This window comes from Variovorax sp. EBFNA2, from assembly GCF_033802765.1.
GTDB lineage: Bacteria > Pseudomonadota > Gammaproteobacteria > Burkholderiales > Burkholderiaceae_C > Variovorax > Variovorax paradoxus_H.
The window spans coordinates 956,649-973,945 of record NZ_CP138496.1 but is presented as its reverse complement, the minus strand read 5'-3'; the positions used below and the strand labels follow the sequence as shown (position 1 = coordinate 973,945).

The following is a 17,297-nucleotide window of genomic DNA, read 5'->3' as shown; positions in this document are numbered from 1 at the left end:
CCCGGCCGCGCGCTTCAGCAGCGCGCGGTCATGAGGATCCAGCCGTCCTCGGTGTCGCTGACTTCGAGCGCGGCGTAGGGCGCATAGGCTGCCTTCAGCTCGTCGGCCTGGCGCTCGAGGATGCCGGCCAGCACCAGCGAACCGCCGGCGGCCACGTGGCTGCGCAGCAGCGGCGCCAGCACCTTGAGCGGCGTCGCGAGGATGTTGGCGAGCACCGTCTGGTACTCGCCCTTGGCCGCTTCAGGCAGGCCGGCGTTCAGTTGCACGCTGTTGGCTTCGGCGTTGAGGCGGGTCGAGGAGACCGCGGCCTCGTCGATGTCGACGGCGTCGATGGTGCGCGCGCCGAACTTCGCTGCACCGATGGCCAGGATGCCGGAGCCGCAGCCGTAGTCGAGCACGCGCTGGTCGGCAAAGGCGCCCTCGCCTTGCGTCGCGATCCAGCGCAGGCACATGCGCGTGGTCGGGTGCGTGCCGGTGCCGAAGGCCAGGCCCGGGTCGAGCCGGATCACCTGCCTGGCTTGTGCCGGCGGCTCGTGCCAGGTGGGCACGATCCAGAACTCGGGCGTGATCTCGACCGGCGCGAACTGCGATTGCGTGAGCCGCACCCAGTCCTGATCGGGCACCGGCGCCACGCCGAGCACCGCACAACCGCCGAAGAGGTCCTGCAGCGCGAGCACCGAGGCGGCCTCGTTGGCAGCAGCTTCATCGGGGAACAGCGCGATCACGCGCGAACGCTGCCAACCCTCCTTGGGCGGCGGCATGCCGGGCTCGCCGAACAGGGCCTGCTCGGCATCGGTTTGCGCGTCGGCGTCTTCGACCGACACGCTCAGCGCATCGAGTGCGTCGAGCGCATCGCCGAGCCATTCGACCCGGTCTTCCGGCGCCATCAGGCGGAGTTCAAACATACAGGGCGTTTTCGCGCGTGGACTCAGCGCTTGTGCGCTGCGAGCCACTCTTCGAGGTAGTGGATGTTCGTGCCGCCACTCATGAACTTGGCGTCGACCATCAGCTCGCGGTGCAGCGGCATGTTGGTCTGGATGCCTTCGATCACGGTTTCGTTCAGCGCCGTGCGCATGCGCGCCATGGCCTGCTCGCGCGTGTCGCCGTACACGATGATCTTGCCGATCATCGAGTCGTAGTTCGGGGGCACGAAGTAGTTGGTGTACACGTGCGAGTCGACGCGAACACCCGGACCACCCGGCGGGTGCCACATGGTGATGCGGCCCGGCGACGGCGTGAACTTCCACGGGTCTTCGGCGTTGATACGCACCTCGATGGCGTGGCCGCGCATCTCGATCTGGCGCTGCGTGAACGGCAGCTTTTCGCCCGCGGCGACCATGATCTGCGTCTTCACGATGTCGATGCCGGTGGTGAACTCCGTGACCGGATGCTCCACCTGCACGCGCGTGTTCATCTCGATGAAGTAGAACTCGCCGTTCTCGTACAGGAACTCGAAGGTGCCGGCGCCGCGGTAGCCGATCTTCTTGCAGGCGGCGGCGCAGCGCTCGCCGATCTTCTCGATCAGCTTGCGCGGAATGCCGGGGGCCGGCGATTCCTCGATCACCTTCTGGTGGCGGCGCTGCATGGAGCAGTCGCGTTCGCCCAGGTAGACCGCGTTCTTGTGCTTGTCCGCGAGGATCTGGATTTCGATGTGGCGCGGGTTCTGGAGAAATTTCTCCATGTACACGGCCGGATTGTTGAAGGCCGCGCCGGCTTCCGCCTTGGTCATCTGGATCGCATTGACCAGCGCCGCCTCGGTGTGCACCACGCGCATGCCGCGGCCACCGCCGCCGCCTGCCGCCTTGATGATCACCGGGTAGCCGATCGCACGGGCGATGCGCTTGTTGGTGGCGGCGTCGTCGGACAGTTCGCCTTCCGAGCCGGGCACGCAAGGCACGCCAGCCTTGATCATGGCCTGCTTGGCCGAGACCTTGTCACCCATCGTGCGGATGTTGTCGGGCGTCGGGCCGATGAACTGGAAGCCGCTTTGCTCCACGCGTTCGGCGAAATTGGCGTTCTCGCTGAGGAAACCGTAGCCGGGGTGAATGGCTTCGGCATCCGTCACCTCGGCGGCCGAAATGATGGCCGGCATGTTGAGGTAGCTCAGGCCTGACGGCGCGGGGCCGATGCAGACGGCTTCCTGTGCCAGCTTGACGTACTTGGCGTCGCGATCAGCCTCGGAATAGACCATCACGGCCTTGATGCCCATCTCGCTGCAGGCACGCTGAATCCGAAGGGCAATCTCGCCGCGATTGGCGACCAGAATCTTCTTGAACATGCTTACTCGATGATGAACAGCGGCTGGCCGTATTCGACCGCCTGGCCGTTTTCGCCGAGGATCTGGGTGATCGTGCCGGACTTGTCGGCCTCGATTTCGTTAAGGATCTTCATCGCCTCGATGATGCAGACCGTGTCGCCCTCGTTCACCTTGCTGCCGATTTCGACAAAGGCCGCAGCACCGGGGCTGGACGAACGATAGAAAGTGCCAACCATCGGCGACTTCACGGCATGGCCGCTCGGTGCAGCTTCGATGGTGGGGGCCGCGGCGGCCGGGGCGGCAGCACCAGCCACGGGCGCTGCGACAGCGGGCGCGGCGGCCAGGGTCTGCACGTACTGCACGGGGGCGGCACCGCCACCCTTGACGATGCGGACCTTGCCTTCGGTTTCGGTGATTTCCAGTTCGGAAATATTCGATTCGGACACCAGATCGATCAGTGTCTTGAGTTTGCGCAGATCCATGGGACTCCAGTGCCAGCTTTGCCGGTCTTTAGGAAAGAACTTGACCGAAAACCGTCGATTTTCGGCGTTTGGCGTCTAACGCCAGCTTGTGTATTTAAATTCTAACCGTGAACAAGTTGGCGTCGCCAAGCGTCCAGGTCGGTGGTTTCAAGCTTGCCCATTTTACGAGCCAGCACGGAACCATCGCCATGAAGCACCAAGGTGAACGGCAGGCCGCCCCCAGTGTTGCCCAGATTCTTGACCAGTTCCATGCCCTGCAACCCGGCCAATGCGGTCGGGTAAGTGACGGGCGTGCGCTGCAGGAACTTGCGCACGGCACTCGGTTGATCAATGGCCAAGCCTACAACTTGCCAGCCGTTGACACCATGTTCACGGAAAAAGGCGTCGATCATCGGCATTTCTTCGACGCAGGGCGGGCACCACGTGGCCCAGAAGTTGAGCAGCACGGGCTTGCCGCGCAGGCTCGTCAGGGCCAGCTCGCCGCCTTCGGGGCGCTCGAAGCGCTGGTCCCAGAACATGGCCGCATCGAGCTTTTCGCCGCCCGTGGCCGCCACGCCGTTGTCATTGCGCTCCCGCCACCAAGCGCCGGCCACGCCGGCCGCAGCAGCGACTGCCGCCACGCCGGCATACAGCATGCCGCGTCGTGTGGGCGTTGAAGTCATTCACTGGTCCTTTTCTTGTTCAATGCGTCGGCGCAGCGCGTTCAGGTCGCCGCGCGGCGCTCGCCCCTGGGCGTCGGGCTTGAGGGCGCCGCGCAGGTCGTCGAGGTCGTACACCAACAGGTGAACCCCGATTTCCTCGCCCAGCGCCCGGCTCGGCGCGTGGACGCTGAGGGCTTCGACCTGTTCGCCATGGAAGCCGGTCACCATGCGCGGCTCGTAGTCCACATGGTGATCGATCAAGGCAATTTCGGCCGACTTGGAATCATCGCAGAACAATTGAATATAAATGTCTGACAAACGTGTGGCCGTGCCATGCCAGACGGCCCCGCCCACATGCGGCCGGAACACGGCCATGCGCTCCATCCACTCGAGCGCGAGCAGGCGCAGCGCGTGCAGTTCCTGGGGTTGGGTGTCGGCGCAGAAGAGCGCGATGTAGTCGCGCACCTCAGCCTCGACCTCGTCGTTGTTGGGCAGGCCGGTGCGCGTCGGGAGGCCGAGTTCGCGCAGCGCCCGGCGCTTGGCCGGGCCGTACTCGAGCCCCTCCTCGACGACGAGTCGGGCGGCAACGGCTGCGATTTCACGCTTGGACGTGTCCATCGGGGCATTTTGCCCGCTGCGGGCGTCCCTCACATGAACATCAGTACGGCGCCCGGGGCGAAGCGGCCAAGGCACCCGCGGCGCCTCCCTAGAATTGGCCGATGCACATTCATATTCTGGGTATCTGCGGCACGTTCATGGGCGGTGTGGCCGCCCTCGCACGCGAAGCAGGCCACCGGGTCACGGGCTGCGACGCCGGCGTGTACCCCCCGATGAGCGACCAGCTGCGCGCGCTCGGCATCGACCTCATCGAAGGCTTCGGCGCCGACCAGCTGGCCCTCGCCCCCGACATGTTCGTGGTCGGCAACGTGGTGTCGCGGGCCCGCCTGCCCGACGGCAGCCCCAAGTTTCCGCTGATGGAAGCCATCCTCGACGCCGGCAAGCCCTACACGAGCGGCCCGCAGTGGCTGGCCGAGCACGTGCTGCAGGGCCGGCACGTGCTGGCCGTGGCCGGCACACACGGCAAGACGACCACCACCTCGATGCTGGCCTGGGTGCTCGAACAGGGCGGCAAGGCGCCCGGCTTCCTGGTCGGCGGCGTGCCGCTCGACTTCGGCGTGTCAGCCCGATTGGGCGACGGCCCGGCCTTCGTGATCGAGGCCGACGAGTACGACACGGCCTTCTTCGACAAGCGCAGCAAGTTCGTCCATTACCGGCCGCGCACCGCCGTGCTGAACAACCTGGAGTTCGATCACGCCGACATCTTTGACGATCTGGCCGCCATCGAACGCCAGTTCCATCACCTCGTGCGCACCGTGCCCGGCACCGGGCGCCTGGTGGTGAACGCCACCGAAGAGAGCCTGCAGCGCGTGCTGGCCCAGGGCTGCTGGAGCGAACTCGCCCGTTTCGGCGATGGCGGTCCGGCCACGGAATGGCAGGCGCGCGGCACGCACGATGCCTTCGATGTGCTGCACTGCGGCGAGGTAGTCGGCCGGGTCGAGTGGGACCTCTCCGGCCTGCACAACCAGATGAACGCGCTGGCCGCCATTGCCGCAGCCGACCACGTGGGCGTGCCGCCGGCCGAGGCCGCCCGCGCGCTCGGGCGCTTTCGCAACGTGCGCCGCCGCATGGAGCTGCGCGGCACGGTCGAGGGCAGCGGCGGCGCGATCACCGTGTACGACGACTTCGCGCACCACCCCACCGCGATCCGCACCACGCTCGACGGCCTGCGCAAGAAGCTCGACGATGCCGGCAAGCAAAGTGAGCGCATCCTCGCGGCCTTCGAGCCGCGCAGCAACACGATGAAGCTGGGCGTGATGGCCGCGCAACTGCCATGGAGCCTGGAATCGGCCGACCTGTCGTTCTGCCACACGGCCGGCCTCGACTGGGACGCCGCCGCCGCGCTGGCGCCGATGGGCGCAAGCGCCCAGGTCGCCGGCGCCATCGAGCCGCTGGTGCAACAGGTCGTGGCCGCCGCGCGGCCGGGCGATCACATCGTCTGCATGAGCAACGGCGGCTTCGGCGGCGTGCACGAGAAACTGCTGGACGCCCTGCGCGCCGCCCACGGGTCATGAGCAGCATGCGCGCGCGTGAGTTGATCGACAGCTTGAAGCTCCAGCCCCACCCCGAGGGCGGCTGGTACAGCGAGGTGTTCCGGTCGGCCGCAAGCGTGACGCCTGCTGATGGCCGCGCGCCGCGCAGCGCGCTGACAAGCATCTATTTCCTGCTCGAAGCCCACCAGCATTCACGCTGGCACCGGGTGCTGTCCGATGAAGTCTGGGTGCATCTGGAAGGCGTGCCGCTGGCGCTGTGGACTTGCGATGCCGCGATGCGGACTGCGCCGGCCCGCGTGAAGCTGGGCCCTGTCGATATCCACGGCACCCGGCCGCAGCACGTGGTGCCCGCCGGCCAATGGCAGGCCGCGCGCCCGATCCAGGGCCACGCGGCCGGCGACTACACGCTGGTCGCCTGCATGGTCGGGCCGGGTTTCGACTTCGCGGATTTCTCGCTGGTGCCGCAGGGCAGCGACGAAGCGGCGTCGATGCGGCACCACTGGCCTGACCTGGCCGGCATGCTCTAACTAGCTACGCTTCAGCCGCGGCGCTGCTTGACGGCTTGAGACAAGGTCTCGAGCACCTGCACCGAATCGTCCCAGCCGATGCACGCATCGGTGATGCTCTTGCCGTACTCGAGGCCCGACAGCTGGTCCTTGCCCGGCGTGAACTTCTGGGCGCCCGCCTGCAGATGGCTTTCGATCATCACGCCGAACACGCGCTTGGAGCCGCCGGCGATCTGGTCGGCGATGTCCTTGGCCACGTCGATCTGCTTCTGGTGCTGCTTGGAGCTGTTGGCGTGGCTGCAGTCGACCATGAGCGTGGGCGGCAGCTTGGCGGCTTCGAGGTCCTTGCAGGCGGCCTCGACGCTGGCGGCGTCGTAGTTCGGCGTCTTGCCGCCGCGCAGGATCACGTGGCAGTCGCGGTTGCCGTTGGTCTGCACGATCGCGACCTGGCCGTTCTTGTGCACCGACAGGAAGTGGTGGCCGCGTGCCGCCGCCTGGATGGCGTCGGTGGCGATGCGGATGTTGCCGTCGGTGCCGTTCTTGAAGCCGATGGGCGCCGAAAGGCCCGAGGCCAGCTCGCGGTGCACCTGGCTTTCGGTGGTGCGCGCACCGATGGCGCCCCAGGCGATCAGGTCACCGATGTACTGCGGCGAGATCACGTCGAGGAATTCGCTGCCCGCCGGCAGGCCCAGGCGGTTGATGTCGATCAGCAGCTGGCGCGCAATGCGCAGGCCTTCGTCGATGCGATAGCTCTCGTCCAGGTACGGGTCGTTGATGAGCCCCTTCCAGCCGACCGTGGTGCGCGGCTTTTCGAAGTACACGCGCATCACGATTTCCAGCGTGCCGGCGTACTTGTCGCGCTCGGCCTTGAGGCGGCGGGCGTACTCGAGGGCTGCGGCCGGGTCGTGGATCGAACACGGGCCCATGACCACCAGCAGCCGGTCGTCCTTGCCGGCCATGATGTTGTGGATGCCCCGGCGGGTGCCGGTGATCAGCGTTTCGATCGGCGTGCCGCGGATCGGGAAGAAGCGGATCAGATGTTCGGGAGGGGGGAGCACGTTGATGTCCTTGATGCGTTCGTCGTCGGTCTTGCTGGTTTTTTCGACGCTCGCATACCAGCTGTCGCCGGTGGGAGGGGTGTTCGTGCTCATCATTTCTTCCTTGTTGGTGTGAATGAAAAATCGTCAGGGCATAAAAAAACCGCCGGGGGCTGGAAGCCACCGGCGGTTCTGGGAGGGTGTTCGTTTGCTTTACGCGCTCGCCTCTCGTCCGCCGGAAACCGGGAACCAAAAGTAGGCAAAAAAGTAAGCGCGGAGGGCGGACATGTGGGCGGAATGTAGCACGGAAAACAAAAACCCGGTCACGCGACCGGGCCCCTGTTGTTTTTACCTGTAGCCGGATTCGTTGGCGTTGTGAATGATCCAGATCAGGTTGCCGCTGCTGAAATCGCCCATGCCGCCGCCCGCGAAGATCAGGCGGCCCTGGCCCTTGTAGGTCATCTCGAAACGGTGGCGGTCGCTGCCGAAGTAGAACGGAATCCAGGCCTTGCCCGTCATGTAGGCGCCCTGGTCGGTGGGCTGGCCGGCGATGTCGGTGACCTGCTTGGTGCTCATGCCGATCTGCAGGCGCGTGAACTTGCTGTTGCGCGCCGGGTTGCCGGTGATCTCGCCTTCGTAGCCGTTCAGGCCCTTGACGGTGCGGCCGCTGCCGGCCTCGACCTTGGACGAGTCGACCACGTTGCCACGGGCGTCCAGGCCGGCCCTGGAACCGCTGGGCGCCGCGGGCGCTGCAGCAGCGGGTGCCGGTGCGGCAGCGGGCTGGCTGCCCGAACCGCCGCGCGAGGCGCAACCTACGGTGGCCAGCGCCACCACGGCGGTCGCGGCCCACAACACCGCGGGCGAATTGATCCTGTTCCCCATTGAAATGCTCCTTGATTCGTCGTTCGCAAAAAAGGAGCGCAGCTTAGCAACCGAACGAAACAGCCGGCAAGTGCCGAAAGTCCTAAGCCGTTCCACCTACCGTCAGGCCATCGATGCGAAGGGTCGGCTGGCCGACGCCCACGGGCACGCTCTGGCCTTCCTTGCCGCAGGTGCCGACGCCCGAATCGAGCGCCATGTCGTTGCCGATCATGGTCACGCGGGTGAGCGCGTCGGGGCCGTTGCCCACGATGGTCGCGCCCTTCACCGGGTACTGGATCTTGCCGTTCTCAACCCAGAAGGCCTCGCTGGCCGAGAACACGAACTTGCCGCTCGTGATGTCGACCTGCCCGCCGCCGAAGTTGGTGGCGTACAGGCCCTTCTTGATGCTGGCGACGATTTCCTTCGGGTCCTTGTCGCCGCCGAGCATGTAGGTGTTGGTCATGCGCGGCATCGGCACGTGGGCGTAGCTCTCGCGGCGGCCGTTGCCCGTGGGCTTGACCTTCATGAGGCGCGCGTTCATCGAATCCTGGATGTAGCCCTTGAGGATGCCGTCCTCGATCAGCACGTTGCGCTGGCTGGCGTGGCCTTCGTCGTCCACGTTGAGCGAGCCCCGGCGATCGACGATGGTGCCGTCGTCGAGCACCGTGACGCCCTTGGCCGCCACGCGCTGGCCGATGCGGCCCGAAAACGCGCTCGAGCCCTTGCGGTTGAAGTCGCCCTCCAGGCCGTGGCCGATGGCTTCGTGCAGCAGGATGCCGGGCCAGCCCGAGCCGAGCACCACGGTCATCTCGCCGGCCGGGGCCGGGCGGGCATCGAGATTGGTCAGCGCGGCCTTCACGGCGTGGTCGACGTACTCGGCGATCTGCTCGTCGGTGAAGTAAGCCAGGCCGAAGCGCCCGCCGCCGCCGCCCGAGCCGACCTCGCGGCGGCCGTTCTGCTCGGCGATCACGGTCACCGACAGCCGCACCAGCGGTCGCACATCGGCCGCCAGCGTGCCGTCGGCGCGCGCCACCAGAATCACGTCGTACTCGCTGGCCAGGCCGGCCATGACCTGCGCCACGCGCGGGTCGCGCGAACGGGCCAGCTTCTCGACCCGTTCGAGCAGCTTGACCTTGGCGGTGCTGTCGAGCGTGGAAATGGGATCGACGCCGTTGTAGAGCGAGCGGCTCGCGGCGATCTTGCGGGCGGGCGTCTTCACGCGGGCCGTGCGACCGGCGGAAGAAATGGAGCGCACCGTGCGCGCCGCGTCGAGCAGCGAAGCCTCGGAGATGTCGTCCGAATAGGCAAAGGCGGTTTTCTCGCCGCTCACGGCGCGCACGCCGACGCCCTGGTCGATGCTGAAGCTGCCGGTCTTGACGATGCCTTCCTCGAGGCTCCAGCCTTCGCTGCGGGTGTACTGGAAGTACAGGTCGGCATCGTCCACGCGGTGCGCGGTGATCTCGGCCAGTGCCTTGCTCAGGTGCGATTCGTCCAGGCCGAACGGCGTGAGCAGGAGCTGTTGCGCTATAGCCAAGCGCTCGATGGTGGGTTCGCGAGAGATCATGACGGATTATTGCTCGCCCCCAGGCTCCGCGCACTTCGTGTCGCTTCTCCAACCCCCTACCGGGGGCAACACCTGAGGCCCGGCAAAGCCGGTTCCTCGGTGTTTCTGGCCTGATTCAGTTCTGGGACAGTTTCCGCGCCCGGGCAATCGACATCAGCAGGCCCAGCCCCAGCCCCAGCGTGACCATGGCGGTGCCGCCGTAGCTGATGAACGGCAGCGGCACGCCCACCACAGGCAGGATGCCGCTGACCATGCCCATGTTCACGAAGGCGTAGGTGAAGAAGATCATGGTCACCGCCCCGGCCAGCAGGCGCGAGAACAGCGTGGTCGCGTTCAGCGCGATGGTCAGCCCGCGGAAGATGAGCAGGATGAAGGCCGCGATCAGCGCCAGGTTGCCGATCAGGCCGAATTCTTCCGAATACGCCGCGAAGATGAAGTCGGTGGTGCGCTCGGGAATGAACTCGAGGTGCGTCTGCGTGCCCTGCATGAAGCCCTTGCCGCCCACGCCGCCCGAGCCGATGGCGATCATCCCCTGGATGATGTGAAAGCCCTTGCCCAGCGGGTCCTTGCTGGGGTCGAGCAGCGTGCACACGCGCTGCTTCTGGTAGTCGTGCAGCACGCGCCAGTCGACGCCGTCGACGCACAGCCGCGACTCGAAACCCACGATGAGCGTGATCGCCACCGCGCCGATCACCACCGGCGGCACGATGAGCTTCCACGGCAGTCCGGCAAAGAAGATCACCGCCAGCCCGGCCGCCAGCACCAGCAGCGAGGTGCCCAGGTCGGGCTGTTTCATGATGAGCCCGACCGGCACCGCCAGCAGCACGGTCGCCACCACGAAGTCGAGCGGGCGCAGCTGCCCTTCGCGGCGCTGGAACCACCAGGCCAGCATCAGGGGCATCGCGATCTTGAGAATTTCGCTGGGCTGGATCACCACGCCCACATTGATCCAGCGCTGGGCGCCTTTCTTCGTGATACCGAACAGCGCGACCGCGATCAGCAGCGCCACCCCCGCTGCGTAGAGCGGCACGGCGAACACCATCAGCCGCTGCGGCGGCACCTGCGCCACCACGAACATGATGCCGCCGGCCAGCAGCATGTTGCGGCCATGGTCGAGAAAGCGCGAGCCATGGTCGTAGCCGGACGAATACATGGTGAGCAGCCCGGCAAAGGCGAGCAGCATCACGGCAAAGGCCAGGAAGCCGTCGAAGCCCTGGAAGATGGGCGCAATGCGACGCGCCAGGGAGGGCTGGTTGAACACGGCAGACATGATGGGGGCGGATTATCCCCGCCCCGCCCGCCCGATCAGTCGAAACCGAGCTGAACGACCGTGCGGCCCGGTCGGCTTTCGAGCGCCAGACGCGCCCCGATCGCGGCGGCGCGCTTCGACAGCGCCGTCGGCACCTCGGCGGCGTCGAAACCCACGCCGTTGTCGATCACACGCAGGTGCACGGCGCCGGCGCGCGCGTCGGCCTCGATGCGCAGCGCGCTCGCGTGGGCGTGCTGCAGCACGTTCGAGATGGCCTCGAACAGCAGGAACTGCAGCTGCCGCGTGGCGTGGGCGTCGAGCTGCGTCACCGTGGGCAGCTCGTCCACACCCCATTCGAAGGCGATGTCCGCCGCGGCCAGCCGGGGCTCCAGCCGGTAGCGCAGCGCCGCCAGCAGCGCGCCGATGTCGCCGGGCGGCAGGTGGATGGAGTCGATCGACAGCTTGAGCTGGTCGAGCGAGTCGCGCAGGGTGCGCAGCAGTTCTTCGGGGCTGGTCTGGCCCGATTGCAGCTGGCGGATCGCCGAACTGATGTGCGAGCCCACGCCGTCGTGCATGTCGCGCAGGATGCGCTCGCGCTCGTGGGTGCGCGCCTGGTCGCGCGCCACGGCTTCCAGCTCGGCGTAGGTGGCCGCCAGTTCGCGCTCGCGCTGCGCCACGCGGTCGGCCAGCGTCTGGACCCAGCCGCGCGCCTGCACGCTCGCGAAGTGAAAGCGCCGCAGCACGATGAGCAGCAGCGCCACCCCGAACAGCACCGAGGTGTAGCGCACCCAGGTGGTTTCGCCGTAGGCGTCGCTCAGGCGGATCACCAGCCAGTCGCGCACGCCGAAAGCCACCGTGACCAGCGCGGCGCCGGCCACCAGCAGCCGCTCGACACTGGGCCGGCGCACCGTGGCCACGGCAAAGGCGATCACGAAGCCGACGACGATGGTGATCTCGACCGCCAGCCAGCCCGTGAGCCAGCGCGGTTCTTCGCGGTTCAGCGCCAGCCAGGTGAACACCACGGTGCCGGCCACCACGGCCGCCATCGGCCAGCGCGCCCAGCGCAGGCGCGGGTTCTGCGCCCAGTCGGCGAGGTGATAGCAGAACATCATGGCAGAGGCGGCCCAGCCTGCGTAGCAGCCGGCCATCAGCACGCCCCAGAGCTGCCACGGCAGCGGCGGCTCGGGAATCATGGCGTCGGCCACGCGCACCGCCCAGCAGAACTCGGCGACCGCGGCCCAGAAATAGAGGGCGTCGCGCTGGCGGCGGCCGGTCGCGCCGGTGTCGACCTGGGTGAACCACAGCGCCAGCGCGATGCTGCCGACGATCAGGCTGAACGCCGTCAGCAGCACCGACCCCGTGAAGCGCCAGGCGTAGGCGCGCTCGAACAGCGCGGTGCGCACCGGCGTCGCCGGCCCGATGGTGACGCGCGACAGGCCGGCGCGCCGTTCGCTGTCGGCGCGGATGCGGATCTGCAGCAGGTTCTCGCCCTCTTTCAGCAGCCGCCCGGGCACCGGCACGTAGACGGGGGCCTTGGCGTAGTCGGCACGGTTGCCCTGGCCGAGGTCGCCATAGGCCTGCAGCAGCGCGCCGTTGAGCTGCACTTCGAAGACGCTGCCGGCACGGGGAATGAAGACGCCCCAGGGCACCTCGGGCACGGTCTCGATCCGGAACGGCAGGTCGAAGCTCGCGAAGCCGGTGCGCCCCTGGTGCCGGCGGTCCCAGTGATAGGACAGGTCGACGGCTTCCGTCTGCACGACGCCGTCGATGGTGGTGGTCACCCTGGCGTGGCGCAGTTCGATCGGTCCCTGCGCGCTGGCCGCCATGACATTCACCACGGCAAACAGCGCGGCCAGCCCCAGCAGGCACAGGAACGCCAGCCGCCGCAGCATCCGCGCTCAGCCCGGGTGGGACAGCAGGCCGAGGCGCGTGGCCTCGAACACCGCTTCGCTCTTGGAATGCACCGCGAGCTTGCCGTAGAGATTCTTGATGTGGGTCTGCACCGTGTGCACGCTCAGGCCCTTGAGGCGCGCGATCTCGGCGTACGAGAAGCCGCGTGCGATCAGCGTCAGCACCTCGTGTTCGCGCGCCGAGAGCAGGCCGCGGTCGGTCTCGTCGAGCGCCGTCTCTGCCGGCGCCGCGCCGGCTGTGCCCGGCACGGCCGCCTGCAGGCTGCGGTACTTGGCGAGCACGCGGCGCGCGATCATGGGCGAGATCGGCGAGGCCCCGGCCTTCATCTCGACGATGGTCTGCGCGATGTCTTCGGGTGCGGCGTCCTTGTGGATGTAGCCCACGGCGCCGGCCTCGATGCTGGCCAGCACGTTCTCTTCGTCGCCGAAGACCGATACCACCAGCGGCTCGCAGCCGGGAAAGCGCGCGACGGCGTCGCGGATGACATCGAGCCCGGTGCCGTCGGGCATGCCGAGGTCGACCAGCAGCACGTCGGGAATGGTCGCGGTGGCGGCCAGCCAGCTGCGCGCTTCCTGCACCGTGCCGGCGCTGCCGAGCCAGAACAGGCGCGGGCTGCGCTGCACGCTCGCTTCGAAGAAGGCGCGTGCGCGGCTGTCGTCCTCGACCACGAGCACGCCCCAGCGGCGTGGCATCCCGTCATCCTGTGCCTCGGTATTCATGGGTTGAAGCATAAGCCTCGACACCCGCCGCCACGCCCGACCGGCCTCCCTCGTTCATGGGATGCCCCCTGCCAGATGCGTCACGAAACTTGTCTCATCCTTCGTCACCGCATCACCCGCACCCCGGCGCGGCTGCGCCGTGAGTACTTTCGGATTCCAGCCACGTTCCCGTTGCCTCTTCACGGGCCGGTTCGCAGGGATTTATGAGGTCACCACGCCAGCAGCGGCGCGGACCTCATGCAAAATTGTCTGAACCCGGCCACGGGGCGCGACCTGCGCACCGCCAGTCACCTCCTCTCCATGGACCCGCAAACCACCCATCTGTTGTACCTGCACGGCTTCCGCTCGTCGCCCCGCTCGACCAAGGCGCGGCTGGTGGCGAAGCACGTGGCGAGCGAGCATCCGAACCTGGAGTGGTGGTGCCCGCAACTGCCGCCGTCGCCGCACGATGCCATCGACATGGTGATGAAGGGCATCGCGCACTGGCCGCGCAAATCGATGGCGGTGATCGGTTCGTCGCTCGGCGGTTTCTACGCCACCTACGTCGCCGGCATGACGCGCTGCCGCGCGGTGCTGCTCAACCCCGCCGTGCACCCGGCGCGCGACCTCACGCGCTACATCGGCAGTCAGACCGCCTGGCACGACCCGTCCGAGCACTTCTATTTCCAGCCGGAATTCATCCAGGAGCTGCGCGCCATGGAAATCGGCGCGCTCACGCGGCCGGAGCGCCTGTTCGCGATCATCGCCAAGGGCGACGAGGCGCTCGACTGGCACGAGATGTCGGCGCGCTATCCCGACAGCCGCATCAAGCTGCTCGAAGGCGGCGACCATGCGCTGTCCGACTTCGAAAAAGCGCACCTGGCCGACGTGATGGCCTTCATCAACCCTGTTTAGGGCGCGCGCCGCCGGCCGGGGCGGCGGCTCCGGGGTTGCCGAGTCGTGGACAATCGCGGCATGTTTGTATTGTTTGAAGAAGCCGGTAAATACCTCGGCGGCCGCGTCCTGTCGGAAGCCGAAGCCTCGGCACAGGTCGAGCTCGAGACCGGCAAGCGCGTCAAGGTCAAGGGCGCCAACATCGTTCTGCGTTTCGAGAAACCGGCCCCGGCCGAGCTGATGGCCGAGGCGCGCGCGCTGGCCGCCGCCATGGACCTCGACCTCGCCTGGGAATTCGCAGCCGAAGGCGAGTTCGGCTTTGCCGACCTGGCCGCCGACTATTTCAGCGAGAAGCCCACGCTGGCGCAGCAGGCCGCTGCGCTGTTCGCGCTGTTCGAGGCGCCGCACTACTTCCGCCGCGCGGGCAAGGGGCGCTTCAAGAAGGCGCCCGCCGAGATCGTGCAGCAGGCGCTGGCCGCCATCGAGAAGAAGAAAGCCATCCAGGCGCAGATCGTCGAATGGGCCGGGCAACTGGCCGAAGGCGTGTGCCCGCCGGCGATCCGCGAGCAGCTCTACAAGATCCTGTTCAAGCCCGACAAGAACGCCCCCGAATACAAGGCCGTGGTCGATGCCGCGCGCGCCACGCAGCGCCCGCCGCTCGACCTGCTGGAGCGCGCCGGCGCCATCGATTCGCCCTACCAGTTCCACTGGCGGCGCTTCCTGTTCGAGAACTTCCCCAAGGGCACCGGCTTTCCCGCGCTCGCGGCGCCGGCCGTCGCCGACGACCTGCCGCTGGCCGAAGGCGTGCGGGCCTTCTCGATCGACGATTCGCAGACCACCGAAATCGACGACGCGCTGTCGGTGCAGGGCATGGGCAGCGGCACCATCACGGTCGGCATTCACATCGCGGCGCCGGGCCTGGCGCTGACGCCAGGCAGCGCCATCGACGCGGTGGCGCGCGCGCGCATGTCCACCGTGTACATGCCGGGCTACAAGATCACCATGCTGCCCGACGAGGTGGTCGACACCTACACACTGCTCGAAGGCGGCGACCGCCCGGCCGTGTCGCTCTATGCGCGCTTCGACGAAGCCACGCTGGAACTGCAAGGCACCGAGACCAAGCTCGAGCGCGTGCCGATCGTCGCCAACCTGCGCCACGACCAGCTCGACGCCGTCGTCACGCAGCCCTGGCTCGAAGACGCCACCTTCAATTCGGACAACACGCCCGACGCCGCCGCGCAACTGCGCGCGCCGCTCTCCTTCCTGTTCCGCCTCGCCAAGCACCTGAAGGCGCAGCGCGAAGTGGTGCGCGGCAAGCCCGAGAACTTCAGCCGGCCCGACTACAACTTCCGCCTCGTCGGCAACGACGGCGCGGAACCCACCGGCAACGAGCAGGTGCAGATCACCACGCGCCAGCGCGGCGCGCCGCTCGACCTGATCGTGTCCGAGGCCATGATCCTGGCCAACAGCAGCTGGGGCGGCTGGCTCGGCGAACTCGGCGTGCCCGGCCTGTACCGCAGCCAGGCCAGCCTGGCGCCCGGCATCAAGGTGCGCATGGGCACGCGCGCGCTGCCGCACGCGGGCCTGGGCGTGAAGAGCTACGCCTGGAGCACCTCGCCGCTGCGCCGCTACACCGACCTCGTGAACCAGTGGCAGATCATCGCGGCCGCGCGCCACGGCAAGACCGCCGCGCTGGCCGCGCCCTTCAAGCCGAAGGACGCCGACCTGTTCTCGATTCTTTCGGGCTTCGACGCCGCCTATGCCACGTACAACGCCTACCAAGGCGGCATGGAGCGCTTCTGGACGCTCAAGTACCTGCAGCAGCAAGGCATCACCGAGCTCGAAGCCACGGTCATCAAGGACATTCCCAACGGTGCGCTGGTGCGTGCCGATGCGCTGCCGCTGGTGTTCCCGGTGGCCGGCCAGCAGGAGCGCGGTGCGCGCGTGCGCGTGAAGCTCGGCGAAATCGACGAGATCGCACTCGACGTGAGCGGCACCGTGCTCGAACGCTTCGACATGCCGAAAACCGATGCCGCAGCCGATGAAAGCGGCGGCGAGGACGACGAAGAAGAAGTCGCCGGCCCGATCGCCATCGCGGTCGACCTGAGCGACAGCGAGGCCGCACCCGACCCGACGACGACCGCGCCTGCATGACCCCCGGTCGAACGACCGGAGGCACGCGCCGCCCCCTGGAGGAGTTTCGAGAATGAATCTCAAGGACCTCAGCACGCTGCAGATCGCTCTGGGCGTGTCGGTCATCGCGCATGCCGCGTTGCTCGCGGTGCGCTTCGTCGATCCCGAATCGTTCAACCGGGTCTTCAGCGAAACCCCGCTCGAAGTGATCCTTGTCAACAGCAAGACCAACGACAAGCCCGACCCTTCGGCCCGTGTGATGGCGCAGACCACGCTCGCGGGTGGCGGTGACCTCGACAAGGGCCGTGCCACCAGCCCGCTGCCGCCGTCGAGCTTCACCACCATGGGCGACTCGTTCGAGGAATCGCGCCGCCAGGTCGAGGCCATGCAGGCCCAGCAGATGCAGATGCTGGCGCAGCTCAAGCGCGAGCTGGCCGCCATGCCCGTGCCCGATCCGCGCCAGGCCGGCGACCCGACCGAGGCCGCCGCGCGCGAGGAAAAGCGCCGCCAGATGGTCGCGCTGCTCGCAGAAATCGAACGCCGCGTGAACGAAGAAAACGCGCGCCCCAAGAAGCGCTACCTGAGCCCCGCCACGCGCGAGGCCGCCTACGCGCTGTATGTCGACACGCTGCGCCGGCGCATTGAGGTCAAGGGCACCGAGAACTTCCCGACCGCGGCCGGCAAGAAGCTCTACGGCGAACTCAAGATGACCGTCACCATCAACCACGACGGGCGTGTGCTCGACACCGTGGTCGACGAAAGCTCGGGCGACACCACGCTCGACCGCCGGGCCCAGGCCATCGTGCGCAGCGTGGGCAACTTCGGCAAGTTCACCGACGCGATGCGCAAGCAGACCGACCAGATCGTGCTGCAGTCGCGCTTCAAGTTCACGCGCGACGAGACCATCGAGCTGTCGTCCCAGTAACCCCCACAGCAGAACACGGAACACCGGC

The 17,297-nt window shown here is 67.5% G+C and carries 16 protein-coding genes; 5 read left to right on the top strand and 11 right to left on the bottom strand.

Annotation, left to right across the window (positions count from 1 at the left end):
* Positions 1-14: 14 nt before the first annotated feature.
* The 5 genes from prmA to RZE79_RS04345 form a co-directional block, all read right to left on the bottom strand.
* Complete coding sequence (prmA, locus tag RZE79_RS04365; RefSeq protein ID WP_319359174.1) at positions 15-905, bottom strand: 50S ribosomal protein L11 methyltransferase; 891 nt, start codon at positions 903-905, stop codon at positions 15-17.
* 23 nt (positions 906-928) lie between these two features.
* The gene (accC, locus tag RZE79_RS04360; protein WP_099795103.1) at positions 929-2,278 is read right to left on the bottom strand and encodes an acetyl-CoA carboxylase biotin carboxylase subunit; all 1,350 of its coding nucleotides are present in this window, start codon (positions 2,276-2,278) and stop codon (positions 929-931) included.
* Positions 2,279-2,280: 2 nt separating this feature from the next.
* Complete coding sequence (accB, locus tag RZE79_RS04355; RefSeq protein WP_319359173.1) at positions 2,281-2,739, bottom strand: acetyl-CoA carboxylase biotin carboxyl carrier protein; 459 nt, start codon at positions 2,737-2,739, stop codon at positions 2,281-2,283.
* 101 nt (positions 2,740-2,840) lie between these two features.
* Entirely contained in the window at positions 2,841-3,401 is a 561-nt protein-coding gene (locus tag RZE79_RS04350) for a TlpA disulfide reductase family protein (protein WP_319359172.1), read from the bottom strand.
* Positions 3,402-3,998, bottom strand: coding sequence for a hypothetical protein (locus tag RZE79_RS04345; RefSeq protein WP_319359171.1), 597 nt, complete (start codon positions 3,996-3,998; stop codon positions 3,402-3,404). It lies immediately after the preceding gene.
* Positions 3,999-4,099: 101 nt separating this feature from the next.
* Here RZE79_RS04345 and mpl point away from each other — a divergent pair, with 101 nt between their 5' ends.
* Both mpl and RZE79_RS04335 read left to right on the top strand, forming a co-directional pair.
* The gene (gene mpl / locus RZE79_RS04340; protein ID WP_319359170.1) at positions 4,100-5,512 is read left to right on the top strand and encodes a UDP-N-acetylmuramate:L-alanyl-gamma-D-glutamyl-meso-diaminopimelate ligase; all 1,413 of its coding nucleotides are present in this window, start codon (positions 4,100-4,102) and stop codon (positions 5,510-5,512) included.
* Positions 5,509-6,018: a cupin domain-containing protein gene (locus tag RZE79_RS04335; protein WP_319359169.1), complete on the top strand. Its 510-nt coding sequence runs from the start codon at positions 5,509-5,511 to the stop codon at positions 6,016-6,018. The genes mpl and RZE79_RS04335 overlap by 4 nt, the downstream gene beginning before the upstream one ends.
* Before the next feature lie 11 nt (positions 6,019-6,029).
* Here RZE79_RS04335 and RZE79_RS04330 read toward each other — a convergent pair whose 3' ends face one another.
* The 6 genes from RZE79_RS04330 to RZE79_RS04305 form a co-directional block, all read right to left on the bottom strand.
* Positions 6,030-7,148, bottom strand: a complete 1,119-nt coding sequence (locus RZE79_RS04330) for a 3-deoxy-7-phosphoheptulonate synthase (protein WP_319359168.1) — start codon at positions 7,146-7,148, stop codon at positions 6,030-6,032.
* A 234-nt stretch (positions 7,149-7,382) separates the two neighbouring features.
* Positions 7,383-7,916: a hypothetical protein gene (locus RZE79_RS04325; protein WP_319359167.1), complete on the bottom strand. Its 534-nt coding sequence runs from the start codon at positions 7,914-7,916 to the stop codon at positions 7,383-7,385.
* 82 nt (positions 7,917-7,998) lie between these two features.
* Positions 7,999-9,459 (bottom strand): metalloprotease TldD, encoded by a 1,461-nt coding sequence (tldD, locus tag RZE79_RS04320; RefSeq protein WP_319359166.1) that lies wholly within the window; start codon positions 9,457-9,459, stop codon positions 7,999-8,001.
* Positions 9,460-9,574: 115 nt separating this feature from the next.
* A complete protein-coding gene (rodA, locus tag RZE79_RS04315) occupies positions 9,575-10,729 on the bottom strand; it encodes a rod shape-determining protein RodA (protein WP_153280633.1) in 1,155 nt (384 codons plus the stop codon).
* A 35-nt stretch (positions 10,730-10,764) separates the two neighbouring features.
* Positions 10,765-12,600: an ATP-binding protein gene (locus RZE79_RS04310; RefSeq protein WP_319359165.1), complete on the bottom strand. Its 1,836-nt coding sequence runs from the start codon at positions 12,598-12,600 to the stop codon at positions 10,765-10,767.
* Between the two features lie 6 nt (positions 12,601-12,606).
* A complete protein-coding gene (locus tag RZE79_RS04305) occupies positions 12,607-13,350 on the bottom strand; it encodes a response regulator transcription factor (RefSeq protein ID WP_319359164.1) in 744 nt (247 codons plus the stop codon).
* Positions 13,351-13,638: 288 nt separating this feature from the next.
* On the opposite strand from RZE79_RS04305, the gene RZE79_RS04300 reads away from it, so the two are divergent.
* Genes RZE79_RS04300 through RZE79_RS04290 form a run of 3 tightly spaced genes read left to right on the top strand, consistent with a single transcriptional unit; the run spans position 13,639 to position 17,269 of the window.
* On the top strand, positions 13,639-14,232 hold the full coding sequence (locus RZE79_RS04300; RefSeq protein WP_319361090.1) for a YqiA/YcfP family alpha/beta fold hydrolase: 594 nt from the start codon (positions 13,639-13,641) through the stop codon (positions 14,230-14,232).
* 60 nt (positions 14,233-14,292) lie between these two features.
* The gene (locus RZE79_RS04295) at positions 14,293-16,365 is read left to right on the top strand and encodes an RNB domain-containing ribonuclease (RefSeq protein ID WP_319359163.1); all 2,073 of its coding nucleotides are present in this window, start codon (positions 14,293-14,295) and stop codon (positions 16,363-16,365) included.
* Between the two features lie 52 nt (positions 16,366-16,417).
* Entirely contained in the window at positions 16,418-17,269 is an 852-nt protein-coding gene (locus RZE79_RS04290; protein ID WP_319359162.1) for a TonB family protein, read from the top strand.
* Positions 17,270-17,297: the final 28 nt, after the last annotated feature.